5 protein-coding genes are annotated in these 7,392 nt (G+C 42.0%); 2 read left to right on the top strand and 3 right to left on the bottom strand.

The features are described 5' to 3' along the window. The first annotated feature begins 62 nt into the window (after positions 1-62). Both G1O98_RS22850 and G1O98_RS22855 read left to right on the top strand, forming a co-directional pair. Positions 63-1,550: a galactose oxidase-like domain-containing protein gene (locus tag G1O98_RS22850; RefSeq protein ID WP_163932216.1), complete on the top strand. Its 1,488-nt coding sequence runs from the start codon at positions 63-65 to the stop codon at positions 1,548-1,550. A gap of 48 nt (positions 1,551-1,598) precedes the next feature. Continuing rightward, positions 1,599-2,549, top strand: a complete 951-nt coding sequence (locus G1O98_RS22855) for a hypothetical protein (protein ID WP_163932219.1) — start codon at positions 1,599-1,601, stop codon at positions 2,547-2,549. 80 nt (positions 2,550-2,629) lie between these two features. Here G1O98_RS22855 and rbsK read toward each other — a convergent pair whose 3' ends face one another. From rbsK to G1O98_RS22870, 3 genes are all read right to left on the bottom strand, one after another. After that, positions 2,630-3,562 carry a ribokinase gene (gene rbsK, locus G1O98_RS22860; protein ID WP_163932222.1) on the bottom strand — a complete coding sequence of 311 codons (933 nt, stop codon included), beginning with the start codon at positions 3,560-3,562 and terminating at the stop codon, positions 2,630-2,632. A 58-nt stretch (positions 3,563-3,620) separates the two neighbouring features. Beyond that, positions 3,621-4,952 carry an Nramp family divalent metal transporter gene (locus G1O98_RS22865; protein ID WP_163932225.1) on the bottom strand — a complete coding sequence of 444 codons (1,332 nt, stop codon included), beginning with the start codon at positions 4,950-4,952 and terminating at the stop codon, positions 3,621-3,623. 222 nt (positions 4,953-5,174) lie between these two features. Next, positions 5,175-6,863 carry a SulP family inorganic anion transporter gene (locus G1O98_RS22870; RefSeq protein ID WP_163932228.1) on the bottom strand — a complete coding sequence of 563 codons (1,689 nt, stop codon included), beginning with the start codon at positions 6,861-6,863 and terminating at the stop codon, positions 5,175-5,177. Positions 6,864-7,392: the final 529 nt, after the last annotated feature.

Raw genomic sequence — 7,392 nt, forward strand, 5'->3', positions numbered from 1 at the left:
TTTAGGAATAAATTACTTAAAGAGGAAAACATGAAATTTACGTAGCAAAAATTGTAAATAAAGTGACTCAAACTAATAACAAAAATAACCTTATAGAGGAACCAGATTTAGGGACTTTCATAGCTCAGACTACTGCTACAGACAAATGGCAAGTATTGTCTTACAAAGCCCCAATTATACCCATACATGCCGCCCTCCTTCGTACTGGTAAGATATTCTTTTTCTGTGGTTCAGGTAACGATCCCACTCGGTTAAATACTCCCTACGACAGTGTGGTTTGGGATGTAAACAAGGGAACCTTTACCCATCAAGCACCTCCATTAGATAGTAATAATCAACCTATTGACCTTTTTTGCGCTGGTCACTCCTTCCGCTCTGAGGGTCTGTTAATAGTTGCGGGTGGAACTCTGCGCTATGACCCATTTTATGGTTCACCCTCTGCTCTACTGTTTGATCCCATTACCGAGAAATGGGTCAAGATCCCATCAATGAATAATGGCCGTTGGTATCCTACTGTGTTAACACTAGGCAGCGGTCGGATCTTTGCACTGTCCGGGCCGGATAAAGATGGCAAGCTCAACAGACAACCAGAAATTTATTCTGTTACATTTTCAAATGGTTGGAACGCTTTTCCAATAACTAGCCCCTTTCCGGCATACGCACAATTGTTTCTATTAAGTAGTGGGAAAATTTTTTATTCAGGTGCCCAGATGGGCGATAACTCTGGAGTAGCGCCAACGATACTAACCCTGCCAGATACATTTACGCAATCCATTACAGAAAAAGTGGTGCCAGGGCTGCAAAACCCAGGCTTCGGTAATCAAGCTGCTAGTGTGCTTTTACCACCTGCACAAGACCAAAAAGTTATGATTATTGGTGGGGGTAATAGTACTACAGCAACAAACAGGGTAAATATTGTAGATTTAAAAGCTACTAATCCAACTTACGTAGCAGCAAAGTCTCTAAATTATGCTCGGATGCATCACAGCGCTGTTTTGTTGCCCGATCGCACAGTCTTTGTTTGTAATGGTAGCAAAATGAGTGAGGACACAACACAATCAATGCTGCCAGCAGAAATCTACAATCCAGCCACAAATACCTGGACAGTAGTAGCTAAACAAGGTGTCCCTCGCGTATATCACTCTGTGGCCTTGCTGCTGCCAGATGGTAGGGTAGTTGCAGCTGGGGGGAACCCTCAACGAACTGTTAATGAACTGCGATTAGAAATTTACAGTCCTGCGTATATGTCGCGGTCACGACCAATTATTCAGAGCGCTCCTCAAACATTGAGCTACGGAGTGCAATTTACGATTCAGACACCCCAAGCCAGGAATATTAAATGGGTTAGTCTGATTAGACCAATGGCAACCACTCATTCCTGCGATACAGAACAAAGAATAGTAGATGTGCCGATTAATTCTAGAAACTCTACTTCTCTGAATGTCACGGTAACAAACAATCGAAACATAGCGCCGCCAGGGTGGTACATGCTTTTTATTAGTGACAACAATGGGACACCTTCAGTAGCAACCTGGACGCGAATATTTTAGCCTTACCCGTTTAACTTAATAAAAGTCATTAATTCTAGGAGTGGAAATATGAATTCCAAGCTCTCACGTCGGCAGTTTGGCCAGTTGGCAATTGCTGGAACTGTAGTATCTGGGCTTAGTTATTTAACCAACAAAGCCTTGGCGCAAACACCAAGTTTAAATCCAAGTTTAAATAATATTGTCGGTATAACTTCTGGCTCTATCATCACCACAGACAAAGCGGTTATTCCAGAGGTAAACACCACTGAATTAGATAGCACTGCCCCAAACAATGTATCCACAGATATTAAGCCTGTAGGACTTGTTTTGCAATCCTTAACTACAGGAAATAGTCAGGTACTTGCAAATAGTACGCCTTTAGCAGAGCCTGGTGAGATATTAAATATAAGTGGCTTCACTTCTTTAAGCGATGGCACACTTGTTGTAGCCACTACTCCTGTTACGATTAGTAGGAAACTGGCAACACCTACTCGGATTACATTTTTGGGTACGCCTATAAAAACTTTGATAGTCTCAGGACTTAAACAGAATCAACAGCTTGGGAGTTTGCTAGGCACTAATGATGGGCGACTCATCGGTCTAGTAGGTAAAAAGAACGGTACACCACCAATTTTATTGGTAGATATTAACCTTCAAACAGGAGAAATAAGTTCTATTAATAAGATTAAATTCCCGAACGATGAGCGGGTTAGCAATCTAGCTGAGTGTCCAGATGGAAAACTCTATACTTCTTTAGTTGGATTTCATGGTGATACAACTTTGGTGCAGCTAGATTCAAATCAAAAAAAGCCAATCAGACTGGCACAATTGAAAGTTGATGGTAAAGAATGGAATAATGGCTTACAAAGCTTAGTTTGCTCTGCAACAGGTCAACTCCTTGCCTTTGGAGCTATGAGGTATGAAACACCTAATGCTGTGTATAGCGTAGATAAGAACAGTGGAAACATGACTCGGCTACAAGACTTTGACGTTGCTCAGATTGCAATTGCTCGTAGCTAGAAGGGATTGGCTAAAACCCTTATACTTATTGCCTGTTGCCTATTGCCTTATTTCAACGACAATTATTTACGCTTACTTACTTAATCTCTGACAGATGCCTTTTCCCTAAGAAAGGCATCAAATGTAAACCTATCGGGTAGTGAAGTTTGTGCGCCTGATTTTGTCGTCGCTAAAGCACCTGCTGCTGCGCCCCAAACAACTGCTTGATGTAAAGAAAGTCCTGCAAAAAGTGCCGCCGTTAAGCCACCATTAAAAGCATCGCCAGCTGCTACTGTGTCAACTGCATGAACTGGAAAGACGGGGACAAAAAACTTTTCCTCAGCAGTAGCACAAAAAACACCTTTAGCGCCCAGTTTAACGATCGCACATTTCACACCCCGTTGTAATAAAACTTCAGCAGCCTTTGCCGCTTGTTCTTCTCCATCTACAGGAAAACCCACTAGCTGCGCGGCTTCAACTTCATTCGGTGTAATAATATCCACTAATGGGTAAAGTTCATCTGGGAAATCAGATTGTGCGGGTGCTGGATCGAGAATTACCCTAATTTTGCTTTTTCTTGCTGCTTTAGCGGCTGCAATCACCGCAGTAATCGGAATTTCTAATTGTAAAAGCAGTGCTGTAGCTTCTGGTAATAACTGAGACAATCGTTCTACATCTTCTTGATTAACACGCCCATTTGCACCAGGAATTACAATAATTTGATTTTCCCCAGTATGATTTACGGCGATAATGGCAACTCCAGAACTAACAGTCTTATCGACGAAAATATTATCAATCTGCACACCAGATGATTGCAAATTATTGACAAGTTCCACACCAAAATCATCTGCACCGACACGCCCCACCATTTGGGTGGGAATTCCCAGTTTTGCTAATGCTACAGCTTGATTCGCTCCTTTACCTCCCGAAACTTTAAAAAATTTTTCTCCTAGCAACGTTTCTCCTGGGACTGGCAATCGGGGTGTTGTTGCTACTAAATCTATATTTATGCTGCCGAAGACGATAATACTCATTTTTGTTGATATTTTAAAGCCAATCTGTTATTTCATTTTAACTGTTACCTGATAACAATCATCCCAAAATACTTTGTAATAGCAACCAAACATTTAAACCAACGATAACAATAGCAACTAACCAGGCTAACGATTTCAACCATAAGGGATTTACAAACTCACCCATCAAGCGGCGATTACTCGTAAACATCACCAATGGAATCACTGCAAATGGTAACTGTAAGCTGAGGATAACTTGGCTGAAAACTATCAAACTGCTTGTACTATTCTCACCAAAAATAATGATAGTAATTAACGCTGGAATGATGGCAATTAGACGAGTTATTAAACGGCGTAACCAAGATGGAAAGCGAAATTGCAAAAAGCCTTCCATAACAATTTGTCCTGCCAGAGTTGCAGTTAGTGTTGAACTTTGTCCAGAAGCAAGTAAAGCAATGCCAAAAATAGCGCTGGCAGCACTAACTCCTAACAATGGTGAAAGTAATTTATAAGCATCTTGAATTTCTGCCACATTCTGATTACCAGAAAAATGAAATGTTGCGGCAGACACAATTAAAATTGCTGAGTTGATAAATAGTGCTAAGGATAAAGCAAAAGTTGAATCAATTGTGCCAAACTTAATTGCTTCCCATCTTTTTTCAGTATTAGGCTGCCAATTACGGGTTTGTACAATTGAGGAGTGTAAATATAAGTTGTGAGGCATCACTGTCGCCCCTAAAATACCAATAGCAATATAGAGCATTTCTGGATTGTGTAAAATCTCTTTCTTGGGCACATATCCCAATAAAATCCCCCCCATATCAGGGCGAGAAAACAGAATTTCGGCTGTAAAACAGATGCCTACTGTTCCTACCAGCATTATTACTAGGGCTTCTGTATAGCGAAAGCCTTTATGTTGCAGAAATAACAATAGCAGTACATCTAATGCTGTGATGCAAACACCCCATACTAAGGGAATACCGAATAAAAGTTGCAGTGCGATCGCACTTCCGAGTAGTTCTGCTAAATCACAAGCTGCGATCGCAATTTCACACAGTACCCACAAACAAAAACTTACCCTTCGGCTGAAATAGTCTCGACAAGCTTGTGCTAAATCTCGCCCTGTAGCAACTCCCAAACGTACACATAATGATTGGAGTAATACCGCCATCAGGTTCGACAGCAAAATCACTGTTAACAGAGTGTAGCCAAACTTTGATCCCCCAGCGATGTCTGTTGCCCAATTTCCAGGATCAATGTATCCGACTGAAACCAGATACCCCGGCCCTGTATAAGCCATCATCTTGCGCCAAAAGCTGCTGCTGTTAGGAACTCCAATACTACGGTGAACCTCTGGTAAGCTAGGTTTTTTTCTGGGGGAGCCATTTACTTTGTCGTGAAATATTCTCATATTCTTTTCATAATCTCATGAAATATAGAATAAATATCGAGCTTTAGGTGAGTATAGATCAATACATTTTGGTTATACCCATTCCATGCGATCCTGTGCCTTATTCATGTAGGGGCAATACTCTGCGGGTAATCCGTTGAAGAACTCGTAGAGTATGCTCCGCGTCTACATGAATTGCCTCTACAGGCTTATAGAGGCATCTTCAAACACAAATAAACGGTATCACTCCTTTAATTCCATCAATTCTTTTGTTTTCAAAGCAGCCGCTACAGGCTGAGAACATTCTCGAATCTGAGGAGAGATAGAGCAAATCGCATCTGTCGTTGTTTCAAAACAATTTGATAAGCCAATTGTTTTTAACAACCCTGTTCGTTCTAATAGTTGTTTGACTTCGGGTTGTAAGCCTGTGAGAATTAAGCGGCAATTGTGCCGTTCCAAGTCATGGTAAATATCTTCTAAAGCTACTAATCCAGTTGTGTCCATATTTGGCACAAAGCGCAACCGTAGAATTAAATACTTCACTTCCGGTTCATCGCGGAGGAAGGTAGCAAAGCGTTCAGCAGCACCAAAAAATACGGGGCCATCTACGCGATAAACCGCAATTTCCTTACCTAATTCCAGAGGAGTACCAGGGGGAAATACTTCGGTTTCAGGTATTTTAACTAGGCTTAAATCGCTCATCCGTTTGATGAACAATGCTCCGGCTGCAATCAATCCTACTTCTACAGCGAGAACTAAATCAAATAAGATTGTTACTAGCCAGGTGAGAATCATCACCGCAAAGTCGGAGTAGGTAGCACGCATCAATAAACCAATGGCTTCCCACTCAATCATCCGCACACTAACTACCATCAGAATGCCAGCAAGTGCTGCTAAGGGAATCTGTGCTGCTAGGGGTGCTAAAGTTAAAACAATAATAGCTAAAGCAACGCCGTGAATTACCCCAGATAGTCGGGTTTTGCCGCCAGAACGGACATTGACAGCAGTCCGAGCGATCGCACCTGTTGCCGGGATGCCGCCAAAAAATGGGATAATAATATTTGCCAATCCTTGACCAATTAATTCGCGATCGCTATTGTGTTTTTCGCTCACTGTCATCCCATCAGCCACTACGGCCGACAGTAACGATTCAATACTTCCCAGTGCAGCCAAAGCCAAAGCCGGATTAATCAGTTCTCGAATCACACTAAAATCATTCCAGTGGGGAATGCCTTGAGGCATTGGTAAAGATTGCGGAATGCTGCCAATTGTGGGTACATCCAGATGAAAATAAGTTGCTATCCCCGTTGCCAACACCAACCCCACTAAAGAACCCGGTATTGTCGTATTAATCCTAGGCCATAAAATGTTGGCTGCCATTACCACAATTGCTAACCCAACAGCAGCCCAATTTAGAGCTTCTACATGAGTTAAACTTTGCCAAAGTCCCGGCAAAAAGTGTTCACTACGTGGTAGTCGTAAACCAAAGAAATTATTTAATTGACCACAAAATATAATCACGGCAATACCATTGGTAAAGCCTGCCGTCACTGGATAAGGAATAAACTTTACTAGCTGTCCAAGTTTGGCAACTCCCAAGGCAATCTGGATAATTCCAGCCATTACCCCAGCAATCCAAACTTTCTCAAGGCCGTACTTGGCGACAATTCCCACCAAAACCACAGCCATTGCACCTGTCGGCCCTGTAATCTGTACTGGCGAACCACCAAAAATTGCTGCGACGATTCCCGCCACAATAGCGGTATAAAGTCCTGCCTTTGGTTCCACACCACTCGCTACTGCAAAGGCTAAAGCCAAAGGCAATGCTACCACTGCTGCTGTTAGTCCACCCGTCAAATCGCCACGCAGCCCACTAAACCAGCGATTTAGACGTAAAAGCTGTGGTTCTTCGAGGATATCAGAGATTGCCATATTCAGTTTTAACTCTTATAGACAATTTTTTGATGCACACATAGATGTGATATGATATGTGGCAAATTAAGCATAATACCCAAAACCATAAAGAGCCACGGGTAAAAGCCCCTTTATTATAGACATCTCTCAAAAAAGCCCAAATTATATTGTCATTAGTTTGTAGGGTGCAGTTTTGAAGAATCCACCCAATTTGGTTTTAGATGAAGCTACCTCAGAGGTGGATAAGATTTCGATTCATTCTATTCCTTCATAAAGGACTGGGTTTAAGTGCCTCAGAGGATGTTTTAAAAGTGGTATGTTGTGATTTTAATCGAATTATTACCCCCCTTAATCCCCCCTTATAAAGGTGGGAAACAAGAAAATCTAGTTCCCTCACCTTTATAAGGCTACGGTGTACACACAAGTCTTCTAAAGTTGCACCACAAGCTTTTGATCCCCCCAACCCCCCTTTTTAAGGGGGGCAAAAAGCTCTCAAAGTCCCCCTTTTTAAGGGGGATTTAGGGGGATCTACGACGATTTTGGTTTT

Source organism: Nostoc sp. UIC 10630, from assembly GCF_010747425.1.
Lineage (GTDB): Bacteria > Cyanobacteriota > Cyanobacteriia > Cyanobacteriales > Nostocaceae > Nostoc.

What these genes read in the sequence shown, in the direction of transcription:
- G1O98_RS22870 (WP_163932228.1), bottom strand. Translation starts at nt 6,863, where the DNA reads ATGGCAATCTCTGATATCCTCGAAGAACCACAGCTTTTACGTCTAAAT.
- rbsK (WP_163932222.1), bottom strand. Translation starts at nt 3,562, where the DNA reads ATGAGTATTATCGTCTTCGGCAGCATAAATATAGATTTAGTAGCAACA.
- G1O98_RS22865 (WP_163932225.1), bottom strand. Translation starts at nt 4,952, where the DNA reads ATGAGAATATTTCACGACAAAGTAAATGGCTCCCCCAGAAAAAAACCT.
- G1O98_RS22855 (WP_163932219.1), top strand. Translation starts at nt 1,599, where the DNA reads ATGAATTCCAAGCTCTCACGTCGGCAGTTTGGCCAGTTGGCAATTGCT.